The organism is Bdellovibrio sp. HCB337 (genome assembly GCF_047302465.1).
Taxonomy (GTDB): Bacteria; Bdellovibrionota; Bdellovibrionia; order Bdellovibrionales; family Bdellovibrionaceae; genus JACMRP01.
Map to the genome: position 1 here is coordinate 3,891,151 of NZ_CP178621.1, position 21,507 is coordinate 3,912,657.

The following is a 21,507-nucleotide window of genomic DNA, read 5'->3' on the forward strand; positions in this document are numbered from 1 at the left end:
AGACAGGGAAATTATGAAACTTGCACGCCACCTTTTTTACCCTGTGACTATCGCTACTTCGTTTGCCTTCTTTTATTTGACGGCAACGTTCTTGCCGTCCCTTCCGCTCAGAACTTTTCTAAGTGTCGCTCTTGGTGCATCAATGATTTGGTGGGGCGAAAGCCTTCTGCCATTTCGTAAAGAGTGGGTGGGCTTTGATAAGCAAGCCAAGATGGACGGCACCTATTTATTTTTAGTCCACGCGTTTTTAGGACGTGTGATGGAAGCACTGACTCTGTCCTTAGTGCTTGTCCTTCAACAAAAAGAAATCTTGCCTGCCGTTGGAATATGGCCCGCAGAATGGCCCGCGTTTGTTCAAGTCATAGCCTTGACTATGCTCAGTGAATTTTTCCGCTATTGGTTGCACCGCTCTTGTCATGAGTTCCCGCTTCTTTGGCAAATTCACGCCGTCCACCATAGCAATTTAAAAATGTATTGGTGGAATGTCGGCCGCTTTCATCCAATCGAAAAAATCGCCCAGCTTTGTTTTGAGTCTATCTTGTTTATTTTCTTAGGCGTTCACCCGGCAGTGATGGCTCTGTATTTTATTTTCTATTCAGTAAATGGCTTTTTCCAACATTGCAATATTGATATCAAACTCGGATGGCTGAATCGCCTGATCTCGGGCCCCGAGCAACATCGTTATCATCACTCTTACGAGATTCATGAAAGCAATAACAACTACGGCAACAAAACCAGTATCTACGATCAGCTCTTTGGCACTTATTATTTGCCGGATCTCTTAGGGCCTAAGCGCTATGGCTTGCACAATCCTAAGTATCCACAAACGTTCTTGGAACAAATGCGTGCACCATTCATCAAAGACCTCGACAAGAAAGGTCAGATGAAAAAACTCTCTCAGGCCTTGATAGAGTTCTCGATTCGTAAGCGTGGCGAGCGTTTGCAGAAACGCTACGACAAAGCCAGCCAGAATCTTCGCGAAATTCAAGAGCAAGTGCTTCTTAAAATTCTTACCCAAAACCGTGATACCCATTTTTTAAAAGAAAGAACCGCAAATCCAATTACTAATATTTCGGATTTTCAAAAAGCATTTCCATTAGCTGAGTACGAAGTCTTTAGAGAGAAGTTTGAAACTCAAGATGAGACCCGCCAATGGGGACTCATCACTGAAAAGCCGATCTTCTACACCCAAACGAGCGGCTCCACGAACAAGCCCAAATTGATTCCAATTTTGAAGGGCACATTGAAAAGTTATCAGGAAACTCAAGCCCTATGGCTTTACCACGCTTACAGAATGGCTCCAGAATTTATTCAAGGAAAATTTTTAGCGTTCTCAGGTCAGAAAACAGAAAAAGTTTTGACCTCGGGCCTAGAGGTCGGTGCTACCACGGCTCATATCTATGCAAGCTTGCCAAAATGGCTTCGTAGTATCTATGTCGTTCCTTATCCCGTTTATGCACTTGAAGATGCGAATCTAAAATATATGACGATCTTGCGTCTGGTCCTCAGCAATCCAGATGTCAGTTTCTTAGTTGCAGCCAATCCAAGTACGCTTCTGAAAATCGAAGAACTCGCTAATATACATGCCGAGCAGCTCTTAAAAGACCTTGAATCTGGCAGCTTCCATCTTATCGAAAAGATTCCCGCTGATTTCAGACAAGACATTTCAGATCGCATGAAAGAGAACCCAACGCACACCGCTCGTCTTCGAGAGACTCTTCAAGAGCGCGGCGAGCTTTGGCTGAAAGATCTCTTCCCGCAAGTTCGTCTTGTCGGCTCATGGCAAGGTGGCAGCTGCCTTTTGGCGTACGAAAAGATTCGTAAACACTTTTTCAGCTCAGTTATCTTCAAAGAAGTTGGTTATGTGGCATCTGAAGGACGTATGGGCGTTCCAATGGCGCACAGCTTAGGCGAGTTACCTTCCTTGTTTGACTATTTCTTTGAATTTCAGGAAGTCGGTGCCGATGGCGATGCTCTTGCTGAGGTTTATACTTTAGATCAATTGAAGGTTGGCAAAGAGTACTTAGTGATCATTACAACCACTGCCGGACTTTACAGATACAAAATGAACGACATCGTCGAGGTCATGGGGATGCATCAACAGATTCCTTTGATCCGTTTTAGACGCAAAGGATCTGGTATTACCAGTATTACTGGCGAAAAACTTTATGAAAACCAGTTCCTTGAAGCTGTTTCACAAATCAATCAAGAACGTCACCTCAAACTGGAAATGATGCTGATCGCACACGAAGAAAAGAGTTATTACATTGCTCTGTGCGAAACAGATTTGTCACAAAAACAGATCCAAGAGGTCGCAAATCTCTTGGACCTGGCACTTCGAAAAAACAACATGGAGTATGATGCCAAGCGGGATTCTCAACGTTTGGGTCCTTGCCGTATTCACGCTATGAAAAGAGGCTTCTTCCATCACTTCACGCATCAAGAAATTACGCTGAAGAACATCCGCGAATCCCAATGGAAGCTGAAGGCCTTGAATACATTTAATAACTTCACTAAGATCACTCCAGATTGGGAGAAATGGATTCGCCATGACTAGAACATTGAAATTTGCCATGGACGAAATTCCATTCAAACAAAAGTTCTCGCACGCCTCCTTTGAGCGCGAAGCTTCGACAACTCTATGGGTTAGTTTAAAATCTCATCTGAGTCACGGCTTAGGCGAAGCCTGCCCCCGTCCTTATGTCACTGGCGAGACTCCTGAAACCGTGCAAAAGTTTTTCTTGGATTCACGCGCAGATCTATTTGCCAACACCACAAACTACGAAGACTTCGTAGCCCTGTTGGAAAAAGAACGTGCATGGATAGATCAAAATCCATCGGCTTTTTGCGCTCTGGAACTTGCATGGTGGGACCTTTTTGCAAAAAGCAAAGATGTCTCTATCGATAAAGTCTTTGGTGAGCGCTCTTTAGGGTTTAAAACTCCTAACACTATGGTCGTAGGCTTGGGTACTTCCGGAAAAATGTTGAAAACGTATTTGCGCGGCCTAGCTCTTGGCTTCAAAGACTTTAAAATAAAAATTTCTCCGGATAGTCAGAAAGAAGTTTTGTTATTCTTAAATCATTCACTTTTTAAGGCCTCAAGAATTTTTAAACCAAAAATTCGAATTGACGCTAACAACTCATTTGCAAACTTCGCAGACCTGCAAAAGGTTTTAGACCTAATTCCCCATCAAGTTTGGGCCGTGGAAGAGCCTTTCGCTGTGGAAAACCGTGAAGCACGAGAAGAGTTTCTGCAAAAATCAAAAAGTCTGTTAATTTTGGATGAGTCTTTAGTGAAACTTTCAGATCTTAAAGCTTATGAACATGCGCCCCTTCGTATTTGTTTGAACGTACGCATTTCAAAACTGGGTGGACTATTGCGCACTCAAGAAATCGTCGACTACGCCCAGAAGAATGGCATTCGCTGGGGCCTTGGCTGTCAAGTTGGTGAAACTTCTCTTTTAGCTCGTGCAGGATTGCTAATCCTTGATAAGAATGAGCATCGCCCGCTCTTCTGGGAAGGCGCTTTCTCGGATCATCTGCTCACCCAAGATCCTTTTATGCCAAAGCTGAAAGTCGGACCTTGGGGCCTGTTAATAGGTCAAAGTCAGATTCAAGGCAGTGGTTGGGGAATTTTCCCGGCCTCTGAATATTTTAAAAAGCTGGGAGTTCTTTCGTGAAACAAGATAGCCCTAGTCAAACAGCGCTTCTTATCTCCAAAGTCATGTATTTGAATTCCCGTCAGGCACCCGAATACGTCGTGCCCGCGACCAAAGAAATTTCAGAAAAGCACGTTCAAGATGAAAATTCATCGGGGCTCTTAAGAATTCTACTCAACAGCTCTTTGGGACGGAAAGTTCTGAGCTGGGTGCAAAACACAGTCTTGCCGGGTTTCACCGCGCACGTTCAACGCCGTAAGTGGTGGATTTACGACTATACCCAGAAATGGAGTCAGAAAAATCCACAAGGGCAATTAGTTATCATTGGTGCGGGACTTGACGGCTTAGCTTTAGAAATGAGTCGTAGAGGTTCTTTTCAGAAAGTGATCGAGGTTGACCATCCCGCAACTCAAAAAGCAAAAACAGAACTTGTTAATAATTCTAAGATAGATTTTGTTCCGCTCGATCTGACTACAAAATCAGTTAAAGATTTGAAAGCACTTTTAGTAACGGGAGCTCCCACACTTGTCGTTTGGGAGGGTGTTTCGATGTACCTTGTGGAAAAGGATGTGCAAAAGTTCTTACAAGATTTAGCAGAAACTCTCTCTGCAAAATCCGAATTGGTCTGGACTTATATGGTGCCTGATCACGAATCGAAAATTCGTTTCCACTACGGCGCGGGACTAATTAGCTGGGTTCTAAATATTGTTAAAGAACCTTTTGTGTGGGGCGTGCCTGCAGAAAAGTTAGGTGAGTTTGTGAAACCGTGTGGATGGACTCTTCAAAAAGATATAGGCACCTATGAGGTGCCTATTCCTGTTTCTAACCCCTGCCGTGGGGAAAAGATTTCTGTAATTTCAGTCGTTAAAAATTAACGGATGCGTGCTACACGTAGCATATCACAAGCCAATTTTTCAGTGCGACCGTGACCTTGTTCATTCACGAATCTGATGTAACCTGTGTGAACACCGTCTTGGTCTTTATCCCAAGTATCGATTTTAAGAACGATGTTTTTACCAGTGTAAGTAATGATTGTCGTGCGAACATTTGGAGCTACTGGTTTTTGCTGAACGATGAATTTAGATGTTAGACCGCCCGTAAAGAAAGATTCATTAACAATAACTCTTGTGAATCCTGCGAAACCACCTTGTACAACAGACAATCTTAAATCGTTGTCAGCAACTGGTTGCTCTAATTGGCATGTATAGATTGGATATTCTTGGTCAGGACCTGGAGCTTTGTAGCCAAAAGCACTAATAGTGAAGAGTGTCGTTAAGGCAAGAATCATGGTTTTCATGTTATTTTCCTTTAAAAGGTGTTTGGGTTTTAAACGTCGCAGAGCCTAAGAGCAATGCCCGTACCAAACTCCACAAGGAACTATTGCGATCCGGGCGCTCTTTTTGTCTTCAGAACAGTCCCACTTTGGCTTTCAATTGAATTAGTTTCACTAGAACAGCTTTACAGCCACATTCATACCTTCTGCCGTAGGTATGAGGACGCTTTCATAAAGTGTCGAATCCGCAAGACGCTTATTGAAATCTTGCAAGGCCTTGATTTGCTTGTCGTTGAATTTCTGCTGGGTGGGATCACCCCAAACGGCACCACTCAAGAAAACATTGTCGGCGATGATCAAACCGCCTTTGCGAACGTTTTTCTCGGCCCAAGTCAGATAGTCGCCATAAGCCGCCTTGTTGCCATCAATGAAAATGCCATCAAAGGGACCTTCACTCGCAAGGCTTTCCAAGGTCACTCTTGCATCGCCCACAAGAAGGTGAGCTTTCGAGCCCGCCGGATGATCCGCCAGAGCGGCTTGCGCTTTTTGCGCATGCACTTCGGCCTTTTCAAGACTCCATAAAGTGCCTTCTCCGTCCATGCCTTCCAAAATATATTGAGCTGAAAGACCCGTCAGAGTTCCGACTTCAACAAACTTGCGGCACTTATGCAGGCGAATTAAGAATGACAACAACTGCCCTTCAGAAGGCGAAAGACTGATGCGACCCAAGCCAAGCTCCTCTGCAAATTGTCGAGACTTCTGCTTGCTAGCAGCTTCCTGAGGAATCAAAGATTCGATATAAACTTGAGCTTTTGGGATTTCATTTCGCATGGGCTATATCTCGGGTTTCTCCCAAAAATTCGCAAGGAAAAAGTGGTCGTCTAAAACTTTAACAGTGCCGCTTTTAGGCGGGTCTTATCGAGATCGACAGCCTCCCACCCCTCAAAAGAAACCAATCCTTTTTTAGACGGTATGGATCTCGCAATACTGGGAGGAGGACTCCTAACCTAAAGGTTTGAAACAAGATGAATTTTTCCCTTCGCTCCCTTAGTTTTATTGTGATCTTCTGCCTGAGCAGCTCTTTCGTTGCCCACGCAAAAGCACCTCGTTGCGAAGCCGTGTTTCAACCGAATGTTGCTCAGATCATCGAAAGAGTGAACCAGGAAAATGGCCAATATCTTTTCCAAGGAAAGAGTTTCGAGGAGTTCTCTGAAAGCCTTTCTTGGCTCCGCAAACGTAAAATCCGAAAACTCGTTCAAGATATCGACGTCACAAGCTTTACCTCTGAGAAGGCTCTCGAAAGACATAGCATCGAGCTTGGCATGGCCCTCTTTGGTAAAAAGAATGTGGTCGATCGTTGGCTTTTCCAATCCAGAGAAGCGCGCTTAGAAGAGACCACGATTATTATGATCAGAGATCAACTTCTGAATGAGGGCTTGCTAAAGACTTGGGGTGAAAACTCGAACCTCGTTCAAGCTGGAATTCTTAAAAAAGCCAGCGACCGTATCTCAAACATTCTGCACAGTCGTTATGGCCAATTGGTACTGTTGCCTTACTTCTTGCCAGGAATTAGAGACAATAAAATCTCTCCGGAACTGATGGCCAAAGTCATTCGTGACGGAGTGCCTGCTCACATCGAAGAAGTCCGCGTGGCCTTAGGTAGACAGGATCACATCGACGCCTACAACACCTTCCGCAAACTCTACACGCCAATTTTTATTGGTGTCACTATGATCAGTCACCTGCAAGCGGCCTATGCCGAGTTAGAACGCCAGCAAGAGCTGCAAGCAAAAGAAGCCATTCGTCAGTTGCGTGAACAACGCGAGTCTATCTTGCAAAACATCGACGCTGCCAAACAAGAAATCATCCAGCAAGCTTATGAAACGGCCGAGGCTGAGTTCATTCAAAAATGGGGCGAGCCCCCAACGCCTGAAGAAAAGATCCAGTTAAAAGCAAAAATTGAAAAAGCTCTCGGATTGGAATAAGGTGCCGGCCATGCAGTGGCCACTTCTTATATTCGACCTTGATGGAACTTTGATTGATTCTGCTGAAGATATCACTTCAGCACTGAATAAGACTTTAGAATTTTATGGCAAGCCACCTTTGCCTCACGAAGTTGTCGTGGCCCATATCGGTGAGGGTCTCAGAAAACTCCTCGCGGACTTCTTCCCGGAACACAAAAATAGCCCGACCGAAACTTACCGTCCTATCCAAGAGCGTTTTTTAAGAACCTACGAAGAAGAAATGTATAAAACCACCCGCCCGTTTCCTGGAGCGGTGGAGTTTCTGCAAAACTATCCCGGCCTCAAAGGCGTAGTAACAAACAAAAACGAAGATCCAGCAAAAAAGATCATCCGCCATTTAGGTTTAGACACGATCCCATGGGTGGGCGTCTTTGGCGCCGATACATGGTCTGAAAAGAAACCTCACCCATTGCCTCTTCAGGAAATGATGAAAAGAGCTGGTCATTCTGCCACCACAACTTTTATGATTGGTGATGGCACTCCAGATATGGCGGCGGCTCAAAATGCCGGTGTCAGAGCCATTGCGGTGGAGTTCGGCTACTCCAAGATAGAAATTTTGCAAAAATATGCTCCAGTGGCGACCTTCAAAGACTATGCTGAGCTCCATAATCTGATCCTCGAATTGATTAATCGTTGATGCCGGGCTTCATGCCTTGTATAAGAAATGGGCTTTAAAGCGGGAGAACCAGACAGTGAGCGAAACTCTCTTAGAAGTTAAAAATCTGAAAACACGCTTCAACACCGATGACGGTACTTTCTATGCCGTAGACGACGTAAGTTTTGTCGTTAAAAAGGGCCAAACACTTGGAATCGTTGGAGAATCCGGTTGTGGTAAGTCGGTTACTTCTTTGTCTGTGATGAGACTCATCCAGGCTCCAGGTAAGATCGAATCCGGCGAGATTTCTTACAAAGGCAAAAACCTTTTGAAGTCCTCTGAAGAAGAAATGCGCCACATCCGTGGTAACGAAATCGCAATGATCTTCCAAGAGCCAATGACCTCTCTAAACCCTGTTTACACTTGTGGTAATCAAATCGGTGAAGCGATTGCATTGCACTTCCCAAAACTCACAAAAGCGGAAGTGAAAGAGCGCGCGATCGAAATGCTTCGCAAAGTGGGTATCCCTGCTCCTGAAAAACGTTACGACGAATATCCGCACCAACTTTCGGGCGGTATGCGCCAACGTGTGATGATCGCGATGGCGATCAGCTGTAATCCTGAACTCTTGATTGCGGATGAACCAACGACGGCATTGGATGTAACAATCCAAGCTCAGATTTTGGATTTGATGCGCAAACTGCAAAAAGACTTTAATGCCGGCATGATCTTGATCACTCACGATCTCGGTGTTGTTGCAGAGATGTGCCAAGAAGTTGTTGTTATGTACGCGGGTAAAGTTGTTGAGTACGGCACTGTTGAAGACATCTTCTATCGTCCAAAACATCCTTACACTCGTGGTTTGTTGGATTCTATTCCGCACTTTGAAACTGGTCACAAGCTTGAAGAACTTAAAACCATCAAGGGTATGGTTCCGAGCTTGTTGAGCTTGCCGAAGGGCTGCCGTTTCCAAGACCGTTGCCCGAATGTACAAAACGATTGCCGTCAGCAAGAGCCTAAGCTTGAAAGCAAAGGTGGCACTCAACTCGCAGCCTGCTTCCATCCTGTCGCTGAGGGGAGTAAATAAGTATGAGCCAATATCTTCTTGAAGTTGAAAATCTGTTTAAGACATTCCCTATTCACGGTGGCATCCTTAATCGCGAAGTTGCCAGTGTAAAAGCCGTTTCTGGCGTAAGCTTTAAATTGAAAAAGGGCGAAACCCTAGGTCTTGTGGGCGAATCCGGCTGCGGTAAATCCACTTTGGGTCGTTGCTTGATTCGTTTGTTGGATCCTACTTCTGGCACAGTGAAGTTCAACGGCAAAGACATCACAAACATCGAAGGTGATGAGCTTCGCGAGATCCGCAAAAAAATTCAGATCATTTTCCAAGATCCTTATGCGAGCTTAAACCCACGCATGACGATCGGTGCGATCATCGAAGAGCCTTTGATCATTCACAATCTTTACCCTTCTGAAGCTGAGCGCCGTGCACGCGTTCAAGAATTGGCTCAGTTGGTAGGTCTTCGCCCAGAGGCGATGAATCGCTACCCTCACGAATTCTCAGGCGGTCAAAGACAACGCGTGGGCATCGCCCGCGCATTAGCAGTAAACCCAGAACTGATCGTCTGTGACGAGCCTGTTTCTGCGTTGGACGTATCTATCCAAGCTCAGGTTTTGAACTTGTTGATGGAACTGCAAAAGAAATTGGGACTTACTTATATCTTCATCGCCCATGACCTAAAAGTCGTAGAGCACGTTTCAACAAGCGTCGCGGTTATGTACCTAGGTAAAATCGTAGAAATGGCCGAAGCTGAAGAGTTGTACAGACATCCAAAGCACCCATACACAAGAGCATTGCTGTCTGCGATTCCAGTTCCAGATCCAAAGGCAAAAGAAGAGCGCATCATCCTAACAGGTGACGTACCAAGCCCCATCAACCCACCAACGGGTTGCCACTTCCATCCACGTTGCCCAATGGCGATTGAAGATTGCAAGAAGGTCATTCCACCTCTAGAAGAAAAACGCCCCAACCACATCGCGGCTTGTATCCGCGTCTAAGCTGGTCCCGGGACTTACTTCCTTCGACGGGGAATTTGCGGCGCTGACGGGCTCTGCAAACTCCCTACGACGGCACGCCCTCCAGGCTCGTGACTCTTCCGGCTGGAGTACCACCCGGAAGGGCCCATCCATGGGCCCGTCAAGGCCGCCTACGGGACTTCGCAGAACCCGCCATCACCACAAATTTTCCTTCGAACTCACCACCCACCTACTTCGAAAGAATAAGGCAAGCTAGCACGCACCCATCTACACCATTTCTGTCTTTCCCGCGCTTTCGAGGTCCCACTAGATTTTAATTCACAAGTTCTCTTGGTCTTATTTTTTACGCGTACTCTGTTTTTCCTCTCCTAATTTTCCACGCTTCTTCGTGCCCAATAATTGGAATTCGAAGACGGATTTCTTCTATGGCGGGGCTCTGTGGAAACTTCATCGGGCGGCCTCAGCGGGGCCCGGATGGCCCTCGGAGTGCTTGTACCCAAGCGCTCCGAAGCTGCGAGGCCTGGAGGGCCGTGCCGACTGAGGGAGTTTCCACAGAGCCCCGCCATAGAAGAAATCCCGCCGTTCGGAGCCCAAACCAGAGTGAGGTGACGATCACGAAGTGTCCAAAAGTTAGACGAAAAAAAATCTTTCGATGCATGTTAATTTGGGAAAGAGGAAGGCCGATAAGAACAAAGTCTAGTAGTGGACTGAGGGGTTTATGAAGAGTGAAGGTAAAATCTGGATTATCTTTGATGCCGAAGCGAATAAGAAAACTAAACCCATGTCTTTGGTTCAAGCACAAATGATGATCCTCACTTTCAAAGTGCGCAACCTTCATCAATATCATATTTGGACTCCCGGTTGGAATGAGTGGCAACCGCTCACTCAGTTTCTAAGTTCTAACCAGAAATATTTCGTGCAAGCTCAGCCTCCGGAACCATTGCTTGCGAAAGAAAGACAGAAGCAAACCACCGTCAATATCAAGGTGGAATCTCATGATGACGAGAAAACCCAAAAGATTCTGATTGAAGACAAAAGTTTGAATACGAACCCGCACTTTACCAACGTGGTCGCTGCGGAAGATTTTCGTAAGATGGACTATGGCTATTACTACAACGAGGTGAACGGTGATGATCTGACTTTGTCGGGTCTTCCTGACAAACCTTCGGTAGATATTATCGTTAGCCGTAGCGACCTGGGCTCTCCGAGAGATCGTCGTGTGGCTCCCCGCCATGATTTCAAGATCGAAGCGGTGTTGCTTACTAAAAAAGGAACTTCTTTTAGAACGCATTCTAAAAATATCTCTTTAAGCGGAACTCTTTTAGAAGATGAAATTCCAAAAGATTTTCTGCAACGTCCATTTGAAATGATTTTAGTGAATAAGTTTGAAAAGGATCCACGCAAAAGCCGTGTACATCTTAAAGGTAAAATCATTGGTGATATTGAAGATCCAAGACGTCTGATGTTTCTTGAACAAGATGAAGAGACAGCCGTTAAACTTGGAAAATTGATCAATGACTATCTCACTCAGATGAATCGCATGAAGAAGAACGCTGGCTAACGGCCGCTCCACCTTCGTCCTGCTCCTTCAAAATTTCTGGTACAACGAACTGCACTTAAGTCCAATCTAAACGCGGAAGTGTTCGCGTGTACTCATAAAGCATGCTCCACCTGTAAAGATTTTTTAACGAGCGCCGATCTATTGAACAGGCGCGGAAAAAAACGAGTGGAGGACCTCATGAAGAGGCACATCTATACCTTTCTAATACTGCTTGTTTCCGTTATTTGGTTGTTTGGTACCGGATGCCAACCCAAGAAAAGCAGTGATTCTGAAGAAGCAGGTATGATTCAGTCCGGAGATATCATCGTTAGCAATTCAGGTGCTGACTCGGTTCTGCTATTTGACTCTACCGGTGTTTTCAAAGACGTCATTTTTGAAATCTCGACGGTCAATGGCGAGGCCATTACTGGTATTTCTGAAAACACACTCACAGGTGAAATCCTTATTGCGGTCGACGGCACTCCTGACAGAGTGATGGCCGTTAAAAAATCTGATCTGACTTCGCGTGAATTCATTCGTGATGCTACAAACTTTACTGGAACTATTCGCGGAATCGCCTATTTAACTTCTGGTGATACTCTCGCTGTTGAAACGAGCAATCTCGAGAAATTCGATTCTATGGGATATCGTGTGACAACAGGCTCTTGGCCAAAGGCTTTACAAACAACCGGCAGCGGTGTTGATGCTCTGACTGGTGGTGGTTTCATTCACTGCTCTACTGGAAGTGACGTCATTCGCACTTACGATGCGACGGGAACTCAAGTGGCAACTCTTGCCTCGGGTATCGCAGCTACAACGGATGCAGCTGATTGCAAAACAGCTCCGGATGGTGATGTCGTCGTTGCATGGTCTGGAACGACGGATACGGTCCGCAAGTACTCTTCAAGCCTTGCTGCGACCACTTGGAGTTACAGCAGCTTAACGATCCTTAGCACGCCTTCTGGTATCGCTGTGCGAGCCAACGGCAATGTTCTTGCGATGGATTCAGTTTTAAATCATGTTGTAGAAATTGCTTTCGACGGAACAAATGCTGTCGGCACTATCATGAGAGGCGATGCCGTCGATATCGACGACATGTTAGGAACGCCTCAATTTATCTGGGTTGTGAAATAACCTATTCGTTTAATTTCAAAAGAGTACGAACGGTTTTACGAAGTTTTTCGACATCGAAAGGCTTTTTGACGTAATCATCAGCGCCGATTTCAAAAGCGCGCTTCATATCATCATCACTAGCTTTACCAGAGACAAACACGAGTGGAATGCCCTTCAAGTCTTTGTTTTCTTTTAGAAGCTGAGCAAGCTCAAAGCCATTCACCCATGGAAGACCCACGTCCATCAAAATCAAGTCGATCGGTGTATCATCCAAAACTTCAGAAAGTGCTGTGGCATCAGCGGCAAGTTTAGTGACATAGCCCTCAGACTCAAAAATTCTCTTGAGGGCCATGCGCATTGTTTCATCATCTTCAATAACAAGAATCACACGAGGATCTTCTTTTTTAGCGGCATCACGGAAGTCCGCCAAAGAAACCACCGGTTGGCTCGCAATACGAGCTTTGGTGACTTTTTCGATTTTATTAACGAGGTCCTTCGTATTGATCTTCTTGTTCTTCATAATCTCAATTTATCCGTGAGCTTGTGACTCCAACCATCTCTCACAGTCGATGGCGGCCATACATCCTGTTCCAGCGGCAGTGATTGCTTGGCGGTATACGTGATCTTGCACGTCTCCTGCAGCAAAAACTCCTTCAATATTTGTATACGTTGAATCGGGTTTGGTCACTAAGTACCCTGTTTCGTTCATATCCAACAGACCTTTGAATAGGCTGGTTGTTGGTTTGTGGCCGATGGCGATGAAAAGACCTTGCAGAGCCAAGTCTTTGGTCGAGCCATTTTGAGTGTCTTTCATAATAACACCCGTCACGTTTTTGCCGTCTCCGATAACTTCAGAAACTTCCTTATTCCAAAGAACTTCGATCTTTGGATTTTTCATAGTTCTGTCAGCCATGATTTTTGATGCACGGAAGTGATCGCGACGATGAATCACGTAAACTTTCGATGCAAAACGAGTCAGAAACTGTGCCTCTTCCATTGCAGTGTCACCACCGCCAACGACGCCAACTTCCATGTTGCGGAAGAATGCACCATCACAAGTTGCGCACGCAGAAACTCCGCGGCTCATGTATTGTTTCTCGGAAGGAAGACCCAAGAACTGAGCACTCGCACCTGTAGAGATAATGATAGATTTTGCTAAGTGAAGTTTATCGCCAATCCAAACTTTGAAAGGACGTTGAGAGAAATCCACTTTTGTCACATTGCGAGTGATGAAACGTGTACCGAATCTTTCGGCTTGTTTTCTCATCACGGCGATCAACTCTGGTCCGGTGACTCCGTGCTCGAAGCCTGGATAGTTTTCTACTTCAGTCGTGATCATCAGCTGACCGCCGGCCTCTTCGCCTTCGATCATGAGTGGCGCCAAGTTTGCGCGAGCGGAGTAAATAGCCGCAGTTAAACCCGCAGGTCCTGACCCGATAATAATCACATTTTCAACTTTTTGATCCATTTGAAGTCCCTCTGTAAAAGTGTCTAAAACTAGCAATTTCCAAGGGGGTTGACACGATTATTCGGGCTGGAAACGCTGCTTATAGAGGGTCAATGCGGCGCTTCGTGCTTAGGAACCAAGCTATTTGCTTACCAGTAGCCAGCGTCAATTAAGATGTCGCCTAAAACCTGGGTCTGACAGCTGATGCGGAACTCTTTTCGGATGTTGTTTTTCTCTTTGAGGAACAACTCAGTACTGTTTGGTTCAGAAAGATGTTCCATGCCTTCGATAATGCGAATCCCGCATTTCGCGCAGACTCCGTCCGAATTGCAAGAAGACGCCACCGGAAGTCCCGCCGCCAGAAGCGATTTCATCAGATTCGCCCCTTCTTCAACGTGAATTTCCGGTATGTTTTTCTTGAATCGAATCGTCGGCATCCACTATTCCTTGAGGAGGCGGATGTAGTTGATCTCAATTCCCTGCTTCGTAAAAATCTTCTCGAAGCCGGTCATGAAATTCTCTGACTGCCATTCTGATTGATGGAGGTTCAATGTCTGACGAACAACTTTGTATTTGCTCTGCTTGATTTCATCAAGAGCCCACAAGAAATAAACGCGAGAGTCCGTCTTGAAGTCGATGTAAGACCCCGGTCTTTGCATATTGTAAAGCAAATCCAAAATACGCACGTTCACAACACGGTTTTTAGGCTTCTTAGGGCTTGTCCACGGATCTGGGAAGTGAATGAAAACGTTATTGAGCTCACCTTCTATGAACAACTCATCAATGTTGAAAGCATGATAACGGGCAATCGCCGCATTCTTGCTGCCACCCTTCGTTGCACGACGGATAGATTGAATCAAAGGTTTGTATTTCAGCTCAAGGCCAACCAACAAACGATCTGGGTTTTGGTAAGCATAGTGTGCAAAGTGATCACCGGCGCCAGTGCCGATCTCCAAATCCATAGGCTTAGATTCTGCCGCTTTAAAAACGTCAGATCTCCATTTGCCTTTGTTCGCAGGAGCGCGCTCTTCATTGAAGGCGATATTGGAATACTCTCCGTCCAACGCGAGAGTGTAAGCGTTAGGAATAGGTAAAGTACGAGTCAGATTGATTTTTGGGCGATGGAAAATTTCAGACATAACTACATTTCAATATTTTCGGCGACCTTCGGTCCGCCAGTTAAAGATTCAACTGTGAAAGGTTTTTGGTTTTCAAAAGCATGACGGCGTATTGGACAGTCTTCCATTTTGCAATTGCGGCAGTACGCGCGCTTGCAAGGGTCTAAGTGAAACGCGATCTCGCCATCAAAGGTATAGTCACGCACCACAGAGGACTCAAAGTCATCACACACATTGTGCGCGTGAGAGATATTCCAATACTCTGGAATAACCAGATGAGCATCGACATGGTGAAAACGTCCCGAGCGAATAATCCGAAGTTGATGGATATCAATGACACCCGAAACACGGTTTTTTTGCAGAGCCTGGGACAGGTCACTGAGAACTTCCGTATCGACTTCGTCAACTAAGCCACCACCAGATTTACGCACGATCTTGTAACCTTCATAAGCCAAATTCAAACCCACGATAATAGCAATCACTGGGTCAATCCAGGTAAGGCCCGTTGCTAACAACAGCATCAAACCCACAATCACGCCAACGGTCGTCCACACGTCCGAGATCACATGCGCGCCGCTGGCTTTCAGGGCTTCTGATTGTTGTTTTTGTCCTGTGCGTTTGAGGTAAATACCAAGAAGCAAGTTAAAGATGGCTGCAATTCCGATGACCAAGACGCCGATTTCCAATTGGCGAGGAGCTCCCCCGGCCAACAAGCTTACAATAGCTTCGCGAATAATCATCAGGGCCGCAAAGAAGATCAAGCCCCCTTCAAATGCCGCCGAAAAATATTCTACTTTTCCGTGTCCGTAAGGGTGATCTTCGTCTGCAGGTTTTGAGGCAATGCGAATGACGATCAAAGCAACGATTGCAGCAAGAACATTCACCGTGCTCTCGAGCGCGTCTGACAAAACCGCCGTCGACCCTGTCATGTAATAGGCTGCAAATTTCATCGCAAAGACGAAAACACTCGCCAAAAGCGAAATCCAAGCAGCTTTATTTCGGGCTGTATCGCCGGTCACGGCAGGGGTGAGTTCCATGAGAGCTTTGTCTTAAATTCAAAGCTCCCAGTCAATGAGAATTACCCTCCAGAAGCTTTTTTACGAGGCGCCGCTGGTTTGGGTCTAAGTTCGCGAACTTTATCAGTTTCTGGGGTGTAAAATTTCGTCTGATTACGACCTGCGTGTTTAGATTCATACAAGGCATGATCGGCCCGACGAACCAGTTCCCGAGCAGGGATATTTTCCCCTGGAACCGTAATCGCAAATCCCAAAGACGTTGTTAAATTCATCGAATCCGCGCCATTAGCAAATGTGCGGCCTTCGATTGCTTTACGTAAGCGTTCACAGAAAAGCATGGCACCACGATGATCCACTTCCATCAAAACAACCAAAAACTCATCGCCACCGTACCGAGCTGGAATGTCGATGTTGCGAGTGTTGGCTTTGATGATTTTTCCAACCTCCTGCAAAACGTAACTTCCAAACAAGTGATCGTGACCGTCATTCACGGTTTTGAAATAGTCCATGTCCATCATGATCACGCAAACTTCGCGGCCAAAGCGCTTTCCGCGCTCAAGTTCAAACTCAAGACGCTGATAAAGCGAGCGCATATTAAACAAGCCGGTCAAATCATCTGTATCGACCAGCTCTTTAAGTCGTTCATTAGCAAAAAGAAGCTGTGTATGAAGATCGCGAATGCGGAAATGCGTGCGGATACGTGCCAAAAGCTCCAAAGGCACAAAAGGTTTGATGATGTAGTCATCTGCGCCTGAGTCCAAAGCTTCGATAATTGATTCTGTGCTCGAATTTCCAGAAATAAAAATACAAGAGACATGCGGGTGCTGGGCCCGAACCGCCTGCAGAATTTGAATGCCCGACATTCCAGGAATCATCCAGTCCAAAATGATGACGTTGGGCACCCATGTTTCCATGAGTTTAAGAGCTTCAGTTCCAGAAGAAACTCCACGAGCGTCGTAATGTTCCCAACGCAGAGGCTCGAGAATAATTTCCCGGCTATCCGCATCTTCATCAACGACAAGAATTTTGCGCTCCTTAGGGGCCTTCAATAAGCTATCACGTACCATATCCCTTGATTTTAGCGCGCCCCATTGAAAAACCCGAACAGAAGCTGACCAGTGTGGTTATTTCTCTTCCGAAGTCCAGGGTTCTTTTAGGTCGAAAATCCAGGAAAAATTTGCCGCTTTTTCCTTTCCATTTTGATTGAAAGATCCGCTATTCTTGGCTATTCATTTCAGACATTTTTCGAAGAGGAACTCATGGCATTGAATCACACGGAATTTGAGAAAAAGTGGCAGAAAAAGTGGGAAGAGCAAGGCGCGTTCAAAGCGGTCAACGGCTCTAATAAACCAAAATACTACGCCCTCGGAATGTTCCCTTATCCGTCTGGTTCAGGTCTGCACCTTGGTCACATCGCCTCTTACACGCCAACGGATATCATGGCTCGCTACAAGCGCACTGTCGGTTTCAACGTTTTGAATCCAATGGGTTATGATGCCTTCGGTTTGCCAGCAGAACAGTATGCTATTCAAACCGGCATTCATCCTGCGATCACGACCGAGAAGGCCATCGCGAGCTTCCGCAATACTTTGAAGTCTTTTGGCTTCAGCTTTGACTGGAGTCGTGAAATCTCGACTGCAGACTCAAAGTATTACAAGTGGACACAATTCATTTTCTTGAAATTGATGGAGCGTGGGCTTGCTTATCAAAAAGAAGTTCCTGTGAACTGGTGCCCGGCTTTGAAAACTGTTTTGGCAAACGACGAGATCATCGACGGTAAATCTGAGCGCGGCGGTCACCCAGTGATCCGTGTGCCGATGAAGCAATGGATGTTAAAGATCACAGATTATGCGGAACGCCTCTTGGAAGGTTTGGATCGTGTTGATTGGCCAGAGCGCACCAAAGAAGGTCAACGCAACTGGATCGGCAAAAGCGAAGGAGCTCGCGTTACTTTCAAAGTGGATGGCACGGGTGAAAGCTTTGAAGTCTTCACTACCCGCCCGGATACTTTGTTCGGAGTGACCTTCATGGTGATGGCTCCAGAGAACCCGCTTGTGTCAAAAATCACAGCGATGGCTCACAAACCGCAAGTAGACGACTATGTTGCAGCGACAGCTCGTAAATCTGAGGTCGATCGCAAAGCTAATACCGAAAAGACAGGCGCTTTCACGGGTGCGTACGCTGTTCATCCGATCACTGGTCATCACATTCCGATCTGGATTGCGGACTATGTTTTGATGGACTACGGAACAGGAGCCATCATGGCAGTTCCTGGTCACGATGCCCGCGATTTTGAGTTTGCTGAAACGTTTAAAATGCCTGTGGTGCGAGTTCTTGAGGGTGGCGATAAATTGCCATTCGAAGGTGATGGCACTTTGGTCAATTCTGATTTCTTGAACGGCCTTTCCAAAACAGCGGCTATTCAAAAAATGATTCAACACTTGGAATCTAAAAAAATCGGCCAAAAAGAAATTCAATACAAATTGCGTGATTGGCTCTTTAGTCGTCAACGTTACTGGGGCGAACCATTCCCAGTCGTTCACTTCCCGAAGGCTGGTATGAAAGGCCTTCCGGTCAACGAATTGCCTCTGTTGTTGCCGGAAGTGGCAGACTATGAACCTTCTGATAAGGGCGAAGCTCCTCTTGCGCGCAATCGCGAGTGGACACAATATCCAGGGACTGCTGCAATTGGTGCCGCAGGCGAAATGGGTGTTCGTGAGACCGACACAATGCCAGGCTCTGCGGGATCGTCGTGGTACTTCCTTCGTTACATCGATCCTCACAATGACAACGCTCCGTTTAGCCCAGAAGCTGAAAAATACTGGATGCCAGTCGACTTGTACGTGGGCGGACCTGAGCACACCGTAGGACATTTGCTCTATGCACGTTTTTGGACGAAGGTTCTTTTTGATGCAGGCCTTGTCACTCATGACGAGCCTTTCAAAAAATTGGCTCACCAAGGGATGATCTTAGGCGAAGACCATCAGAAAATGTCGAAATCCAAAAACAACGGGATTGCGGCCGACGAAGTCAGCCACAAATACGGAGCCGATGCTTTACGTACTTTCGTGTGCTTCATGGGACCTTTGGAAAGTGAAAAACCTTGGTCCACAACGGGTATCGAGGGCGTGAAGCGCTTCTTGGACCGCGTAAGCCGCTTGATCGTCAGCGACGATGGCCAGCTTATTGCGACGGCTGATGCTGCACCGGCAGATATTGAAAAGCTTTTGCACAAAACCATCAAGAAAGTGACAGAAGACATCGAGAAAATGAACTTCAACACGGCCATCAGTGCCATGATGATCTTGGTGAACGAGCTTTACCGCGCCAACGTCAAACCTAAGAGTGTATTAAAACCTCTTACTCAGCTCTTGATGCCATTTGCACCTTACATGGCGGAAGAGCTTTGGGAAAAAATGGGCGGAGAAGGATTTGTTTCTTTGGCTCCGTGGCCTAAGTATGATACCAACCTCATCGCTGATGACACGGTGACTATTGGGGTGCAGGTAAACGGAAAAATGCGCGGGACGATTGAGATTCCTGTGGATGCTTCCGAAGAAGCGGCACTCACAGCTGCCAAAGGCGTGGAAAACGTGATGGCAGCGCTAGGTAATAAACAACCGGACAAAGTTATTTATAAGGCCGGTAAAATTTTAAACTTGATTGTGAAATAAAACGAGCGACGATGATGAATACAGAACCGACTCAAAATTTGCAAAACCACCCTCAAACCCAAGGAGGAAGCGCACCGATGTCCACTGGAACAAATAACTGGAATCCTGAGAAAAGTGCCACACTTTACGGTATCAACAGCTGGGGAAATGGCTATTTCCGCACAAACCAAAGTGGCAACGTGATGGTTACTCCGATGGGCGCTTCAGGTCCATCTGTAGATCTCTATGACCTGACTCAGGATCTTTTGGACCGTGGTATCCGCGTTCCTATCATGATTCGCTTCCCTGACATCATCAAAGCTCGCGTTCAGCAGCTCAATAGCTGTTTCCAAAAAGCTTTCGCAGATCATAGCTACAAAGGCCAATACTGTGGCGTTTACCCGATCAAGGTGAACCAACAACGTCACTTGGTCCAAGAGCTTGTAAAACACGGTAAAGGCCACGGTTTGGGCCTTGAGTGCGGTTCTAAACCAGAACTTTTGGTGGTTCTTGCTTTGATGAATACCGAAAACGCTTTGATTATCTGTAACGGTTTCAAAGATGCGGAGTACATCGAAACTGCGCTCTTGTCGCAAAAATTAGGTCGCAACACGATCATCGTTGTAGATCGTAAAGAAGAATTGAAAATGATCGTGGATGTGGCGAAGAAATTCAACAGCCGTCCAAAAATCGGTTTCCGCGCAAAACTAAACACTCAAGGTGCGGGTAAATGGGTCGACTCTTCTGGAGCTCGTTCTAAATTCGGTCTGACTTCAATGGAGATCGTTGAGGGCGTGGAGTTCTTGAAAAAAGAAGGCATGCTTGATTGCCTTGAGCTGCTTCACTACCACATCGGCTCACAAGTTCCTTCCATCCAAAGCATTAAGTCTTCTTTGAAAGAAGGCGCACGCTTCTACACTGAGCTTCACGCGATGGGCGCAGGCCTTAAGTATATTGACGTGGGCGGTGGCCTTGGCGTTGATTACGACGGCACGGGTTCTTCTGATAGCTCTGTGAATTACAGCGAACAAGAATACGCGAATGACATCGTGTCTGTGCTTCAAGCACTTTGCGATGAAAAGGGTGTTCCACATCCAAACATCGTGACAGAGTCTGGCCGCTTCTTGGTAGCTCATCACTCTGTTCTTATTTTCAACGTTTTGGGCGTGAACGATCTTCACCGTCATGAACCGCCTCGTCCTGCGACTAAAAAAGATCCAACGATCATGCAGGACATGCAGTACATCTACGAAAAGGTGAACAAAGACAATATCAACGAGTGCTTCAATGACTTAACTCAAGCGAAGCAAGAGACTCTACAACTTTTCACATACGGCGTTTTGACTCTTGAGCAACGCGCATGGTGTGAAACGATGTACTTCACGATCGCGACTAAAATGGTGATCTTGGCTCGTGCAACTCCAGACACTGAAGACATCCAAGCAGAACTTGGTAAAGAGCTTTGCGATACTTATTTCGCAAACTTCTCGGTGTTCCAATCTATCCCGGATTCTTGGGCGGTAGGACAGCTCTTCCCAATCATGCCTATTCATCGTTTGGCTGAAGAGCCAACTCGTTCAGCGACTTTGGCGGATCTAACTTGTGACTCTGACGGTGTGATTGAAAAATTCATAGATACAGAATCTGGTGAACCTAAAGAAACTGTGCGTGTTCACCAATACACAGAAGGTCAACCATACTACATGGGGATCTTCCTCACAGGCGCGTACCAAGAGATCTTGGGCGATTTGCATAATCTCTTTGGTGATACTGATGCCGTTCATATCTCTTTGAGCGAAGTGGGATACACGATTGATCACTACGTTCCAGGCGATACAGTGACGGAAGTTTTGACGTACGTTCAGTATGGCCGCTCAGAAATGGTGGATAATGTTCGTCAGGCGACTGAGGAAAGTATCCAACGTGGCACAATCACCAAGCAAGAAGCGAAGTTGCTGATCAAGCACTACGAAGAAGGTTTGTCTGGTTATACTTACCTCGAAGAGGCAGAGTAAAAACGAAGGGAGCGAAA

At 46.1% G+C, this 21,507-nt stretch carries 19 protein-coding genes; 11 read left to right on the forward strand and 8 right to left on the reverse strand.

Features of this window, described 5'->3' with window-relative positions:
• The first annotated feature begins 13 nt into the window (after window positions 1-13).
• From ACLWBB_RS18705 to ACLWBB_RS18715, 3 genes are read left to right on the forward strand one after another with little or no spacing between them, the layout of a single operon-like run.
• Window positions 14-2,557: a GH3 auxin-responsive promoter family protein gene (locus ACLWBB_RS18705; protein WP_413289088.1), complete on the forward strand. Its 2,544-nt coding sequence runs from the start codon at window positions 14-16 to the stop codon at window positions 2,555-2,557.
• On the forward strand, window positions 2,550-3,680 hold the full coding sequence (locus ACLWBB_RS18710; RefSeq protein WP_413289089.1) for an enolase C-terminal domain-like protein: 1,131 nt from the start codon (window positions 2,550-2,552) through the stop codon (window positions 3,678-3,680). Before ACLWBB_RS18705 ends, ACLWBB_RS18710 begins: the two co-directional genes overlap by 8 nt.
• Window positions 3,677-4,534: a class I SAM-dependent methyltransferase gene (locus ACLWBB_RS18715; protein ID WP_413289090.1), complete on the forward strand. Its 858-nt coding sequence runs from the start codon at window positions 3,677-3,679 to the stop codon at window positions 4,532-4,534. Before ACLWBB_RS18710 ends, ACLWBB_RS18715 begins: the two co-directional genes overlap by 4 nt.
• Here ACLWBB_RS18715 and ACLWBB_RS18720 read toward each other — a convergent pair.
• Both ACLWBB_RS18720 and ACLWBB_RS18725 read right to left on the reverse strand, forming a co-directional pair.
• Window positions 4,531-4,956, reverse strand: a complete 426-nt coding sequence (locus tag ACLWBB_RS18720; protein WP_413289091.1) for a hypothetical protein — start codon at window positions 4,954-4,956, stop codon at window positions 4,531-4,533. The two genes, ACLWBB_RS18715 and ACLWBB_RS18720, sit on opposite strands and share 4 nt — an antisense overlap.
• A gap of 150 nt (window positions 4,957-5,106) precedes the next feature.
• On the reverse strand, window positions 5,107-5,763 hold the full coding sequence (locus tag ACLWBB_RS18725) for an O-methyltransferase (protein ID WP_413289092.1): 657 nt from the start codon (window positions 5,761-5,763) through the stop codon (window positions 5,107-5,109).
• Between the two features lie 194 nt (window positions 5,764-5,957).
• On the opposite strand from ACLWBB_RS18725, the gene ACLWBB_RS18730 reads away from it, so the two are divergent.
• The 6 genes from ACLWBB_RS18730 to ACLWBB_RS18755 all read left to right on the forward strand — a co-directional run bounded on the left by ACLWBB_RS18730 (window position 5,958) and on the right by ACLWBB_RS18755 (window position 12,262).
• Window positions 5,958-6,917, forward strand: a complete 960-nt coding sequence (locus tag ACLWBB_RS18730; protein ID WP_413289093.1) for a hypothetical protein — start codon at window positions 5,958-5,960, stop codon at window positions 6,915-6,917.
• Entirely contained in the window at window positions 6,892-7,593 is a 702-nt protein-coding gene (locus ACLWBB_RS18735) for an HAD family hydrolase (protein ID WP_413289094.1), read from the forward strand. The genes ACLWBB_RS18730 and ACLWBB_RS18735 overlap by 26 nt, the downstream gene beginning before the upstream one ends.
• A 55-nt stretch (window positions 7,594-7,648) precedes the next feature.
• Complete coding sequence (locus ACLWBB_RS18740; protein ID WP_413289095.1) at window positions 7,649-8,638, forward strand: ABC transporter ATP-binding protein; 990 nt, start codon at window positions 7,649-7,651, stop codon at window positions 8,636-8,638.
• 2 nt (window positions 8,639-8,640) lie between these two features.
• Window positions 8,641-9,609, forward strand: a complete 969-nt coding sequence (locus ACLWBB_RS18745; RefSeq protein WP_413289096.1) for an ABC transporter ATP-binding protein — start codon at window positions 8,641-8,643, stop codon at window positions 9,607-9,609.
• 697 nt (window positions 9,610-10,306) lie between these two features.
• Window positions 10,307-11,149 carry a PilZ domain-containing protein gene (locus ACLWBB_RS18750; protein WP_413289097.1) on the forward strand — a complete coding sequence of 281 codons (843 nt, stop codon included), beginning with the start codon at window positions 10,307-10,309 and terminating at the stop codon, window positions 11,147-11,149.
• A 177-nt stretch (window positions 11,150-11,326) separates the two neighbouring features.
• Window positions 11,327-12,262, forward strand: coding sequence for a hypothetical protein (locus ACLWBB_RS18755; protein WP_413289098.1), 936 nt, complete (start codon window positions 11,327-11,329; stop codon window positions 12,260-12,262).
• Between the two features lies 1 nt (window position 12,263).
• Here the strand turns inward: ACLWBB_RS18755 and ACLWBB_RS18760 are convergent, their stop codons facing one another.
• The 6 genes from ACLWBB_RS18760 to ACLWBB_RS18785 all read right to left on the reverse strand — a co-directional run bounded on the left by ACLWBB_RS18760 (window position 12,264) and on the right by ACLWBB_RS18785 (window position 16,889).
• Entirely contained in the window at window positions 12,264-12,761 is a 498-nt protein-coding gene (locus ACLWBB_RS18760) for a response regulator (RefSeq protein ID WP_413289099.1), read from the reverse strand.
• 9 nt (window positions 12,762-12,770) lie between these two features.
• Window positions 12,771-13,709 carry a thioredoxin-disulfide reductase gene (trxB, locus tag ACLWBB_RS18765; protein ID WP_413289100.1) on the reverse strand — a complete coding sequence of 313 codons (939 nt, stop codon included), beginning with the start codon at window positions 13,707-13,709 and terminating at the stop codon, window positions 12,771-12,773.
• Window positions 13,710-13,837: 128 nt separating this feature from the next.
• Window positions 13,838-14,125, reverse strand: a complete 288-nt coding sequence (locus tag ACLWBB_RS18770; protein ID WP_413289101.1) for a 2Fe-2S iron-sulfur cluster-binding protein — start codon at window positions 14,123-14,125, stop codon at window positions 13,838-13,840.
• A 3-nt stretch (window positions 14,126-14,128) separates the two neighbouring features.
• Window positions 14,129-14,827 carry a tRNA (guanine(46)-N(7))-methyltransferase TrmB gene (gene trmB / locus ACLWBB_RS18775; RefSeq protein WP_413289102.1) on the reverse strand — a complete coding sequence of 233 codons (699 nt, stop codon included), beginning with the start codon at window positions 14,825-14,827 and terminating at the stop codon, window positions 14,129-14,131.
• 2 nt (window positions 14,828-14,829) lie between these two features.
• The gene (locus ACLWBB_RS18780) at window positions 14,830-15,843 is read right to left on the reverse strand and encodes a cation diffusion facilitator family transporter (RefSeq protein ID WP_413289103.1); all 1,014 of its coding nucleotides are present in this window, start codon (window positions 15,841-15,843) and stop codon (window positions 14,830-14,832) included.
• Window positions 15,844-15,884: 41 nt separating this feature from the next.
• On the reverse strand, window positions 15,885-16,889 hold the full coding sequence (locus ACLWBB_RS18785; protein WP_413289104.1) for a diguanylate cyclase: 1,005 nt from the start codon (window positions 16,887-16,889) through the stop codon (window positions 15,885-15,887).
• 192 nt (window positions 16,890-17,081) lie between these two features.
• Here ACLWBB_RS18785 and leuS point away from each other — a divergent pair, with 192 nt between their 5' ends.
• Both leuS and speA read left to right on the forward strand, forming a co-directional pair.
• Window positions 17,082-19,496, forward strand: coding sequence for a leucine--tRNA ligase (gene leuS / locus ACLWBB_RS18790; protein ID WP_413289105.1), 2,415 nt, complete (start codon window positions 17,082-17,084; stop codon window positions 19,494-19,496).
• 77 nt (window positions 19,497-19,573) lie between these two features.
• Window positions 19,574-21,490: a biosynthetic arginine decarboxylase gene (speA, locus tag ACLWBB_RS18795; protein ID WP_413289106.1), complete on the forward strand. Its 1,917-nt coding sequence runs from the start codon at window positions 19,574-19,576 to the stop codon at window positions 21,488-21,490.
• Window positions 21,491-21,507: the final 17 nt, after the last annotated feature.

Bases quoted from the DNA above. Each gene is read 5' to 3' on its own strand.
- ACLWBB_RS18705 (WP_413289088.1), top strand. From the start codon at position 14: ATGAAACTTGCACGCCACCTTTTTTACCCTGTGACTATCGCTACTTCG.
- ACLWBB_RS18710 (WP_413289089.1), top strand. From the start codon at position 2,550: ATGACTAGAACATTGAAATTTGCCATGGACGAAATTCCATTCAAACAA.
- ACLWBB_RS18720 (WP_413289091.1), bottom strand. From the start codon at position 4,956: ATGAAAACCATGATTCTTGCCTTAACGACACTCTTCACTATTAGTGCT.
- ACLWBB_RS18725 (WP_413289092.1), bottom strand. From the start codon at position 5,763: ATGCGAAATGAAATCCCAAAAGCTCAAGTTTATATCGAATCTTTGATT.
- ACLWBB_RS18730 (WP_413289093.1), top strand. From the start codon at position 5,958: ATGAATTTTTCCCTTCGCTCCCTTAGTTTTATTGTGATCTTCTGCCTG.
- ACLWBB_RS18745 (WP_413289096.1), top strand. From the start codon at position 8,641: ATGAGCCAATATCTTCTTGAAGTTGAAAATCTGTTTAAGACATTCCCT.
- ACLWBB_RS18750 (WP_413289097.1), top strand. From the start codon at position 10,307: ATGAAGAGTGAAGGTAAAATCTGGATTATCTTTGATGCCGAAGCGAAT.
- ACLWBB_RS18755 (WP_413289098.1), top strand. From the start codon at position 11,327: ATGAAGAGGCACATCTATACCTTTCTAATACTGCTTGTTTCCGTTATT.
- ACLWBB_RS18760 (WP_413289099.1), bottom strand. From the start codon at position 12,761: ATGAAGAACAAGAAGATCAATACGAAGGACCTCGTTAATAAAATCGAA.
- trxB (WP_413289100.1), bottom strand. From the start codon at position 13,709: ATGGATCAAAAAGTTGAAAATGTGATTATTATCGGGTCAGGACCTGCG.
- ACLWBB_RS18770 (WP_413289101.1), bottom strand. From the start codon at position 14,125: ATGCCGACGATTCGATTCAAGAAAAACATACCGGAAATTCACGTTGAA.
- trmB (WP_413289102.1), bottom strand. From the start codon at position 14,827: ATGTCTGAAATTTTCCATCGCCCAAAAATCAATCTGACTCGTACTTTA.
- ACLWBB_RS18780 (WP_413289103.1), bottom strand. From the start codon at position 15,843: ATGGAACTCACCCCTGCCGTGACCGGCGATACAGCCCGAAATAAAGCT.
- ACLWBB_RS18785 (WP_413289104.1), bottom strand. From the start codon at position 16,889: ATGGTACGTGATAGCTTATTGAAGGCCCCTAAGGAGCGCAAAATTCTT.
- leuS (WP_413289105.1), top strand. From the start codon at position 17,082: ATGGCATTGAATCACACGGAATTTGAGAAAAAGTGGCAGAAAAAGTGG.
- speA (WP_413289106.1), top strand. From the start codon at position 19,574: ATGTCCACTGGAACAAATAACTGGAATCCTGAGAAAAGTGCCACACTT.